General features: G+C 59.2%; 1 protein-coding gene. It reads left to right on the top strand.

Annotated features, from left to right (window positions below; all coding sequences use genetic code 11):
- Positions 1 to 96: 96 nt before the first annotated feature.
- A complete protein-coding gene (locus tag HDG39_RS34505; protein ID WP_184012734.1) occupies positions 97 to 1110 on the top strand; it encodes an IS110 family RNA-guided transposase in 1014 nt (337 codons plus the stop codon).
- Positions 1111 to 1515 lie beyond the last annotated feature (405 nt).

Genomic DNA, 1515 nt, shown 5'->3' with positions numbered 1-1515 from the left:
GATTGAAAATCATCTAGCGGACCTCCTGCCGCCGCCCTGACGGGCGACGGGGTTAAAGTGAGTTTGCCAAAACTGCTTTAACCGGAGGGGGTCATCATGAACTATAGCGGCATTGACCTGCATTCGAACAACAGCGTGGTGAGCGTGATCGACGAAACGGACCGGGTGGTCGCCGAAAAGCGACTGCCGAACGACCTGGCAAAGGTTATGGCGTTCCTTGCCCCGTGGCAATCCGAACTGGCCGGCGTCGTGGTCGAATCCACGTACAACTGGTACTGGCTCGTCGACGGCCTGCAGGCGGCTGGTTTCGTCGTCCATCTGGCCAACACCACGGCGATCAAAAAATACGAAGGACTGAAGCACAGCGGTGACGAGACCGACGCGCGTTACCTCGCCCACCTGCTGCGCCTGGGCATTCTTCCCACTGGCACGATCCTGCCGGTGAAGCACCGTGAGGTGCGAGACCTTGCCCGCAAACGCATGCAACTGGTGCGCAGCCGTACCAGCCATATCCTTGCCGTCGAGAACATAACCGCGCGTCAGTGCGGCACGCGAATCACGAGCAATCAGGTCAAGAAACTGGACCAAGCCGCTGTCGACCAGTTGCACCTCCCGGACGACGTGGCGCTCGCGGTCCGCGCGAACGTCGCGGTCATCACGACGCTCTCTGCACAGATCGCCATCATGGAAATGCGTCTTCAGGAAAAGGTTGCGAGACACGCGGACTACGCTCTCCTGACCACGGTGCCCGGCATTGGCCCGACGCTTGCCACCGTGATCGTACTGGAAACCGGGACCATCGAACGTTTCGCCAGCGCTGGCAACTTCGCCTCCTACGCGCGCTGCGTGGACAGCCAGCGCATGAGCAACGGCAAGAAGAAAGGCGAAGGCAATACCAAAAACGGAAACCCATACCTGTGCTGGGCATTCATCGAGGCAGCCAACTTCGCGATGCACTTTAGCGCCGAAGCCAGACAGTTCTACGAGCGCAAGAAAGCCAGGACCAATCCGGTAATCGCGCGGAAGGCCCTGGCACACAAGCTGGCGCGTGCATGCTTCCACATGCTGAAGGAGCGAAAGCCATTTGATGCGAGCCGATGCTTCGCATAAGAGTTTCGACGGCGACCGGCAAGCCCTCATCGTTGACTGGTGAAAGCCACCGAGATTGAATGGGATACTGTGCCGCCGTCCCCGATATGCAGTAAAGCGGATCGCCTGCAACACGAGCCAGTCCTGGATTGGTGCCGGACATTCGGTAACCACGAGTATTGTGCGAGTCCAATGGACGTGTTACGGCACCAATGTTCTTCTGGGGTGGCAAAGTCACCAGGGCGACAGGCAACCGATGTACGCCGCTCGCTTGATCCTGATGGGTGTCTGGCGCGATCCGTCGCAGCCATGAATTGAAGAAACGGGTGCGCTCGGCTACTGCATTCCGTCAGTGCAATCGGATTCGGCTGCTCGGGCAGTCGAGGGTATTGTTTGCTCACTTGACACCGGGCCCGCTAATGGGTG

Origin of the sequence: Paraburkholderia lebeckiae (genome assembly GCF_014201005.1) — a bacterium.
Classification (GTDB): domain Bacteria; phylum Pseudomonadota; class Gammaproteobacteria; order Burkholderiales; family Burkholderiaceae; genus Paraburkholderia; species Paraburkholderia tuberum.
This window is presented reverse-complemented; position numbering and strand designations above follow the sequence as displayed.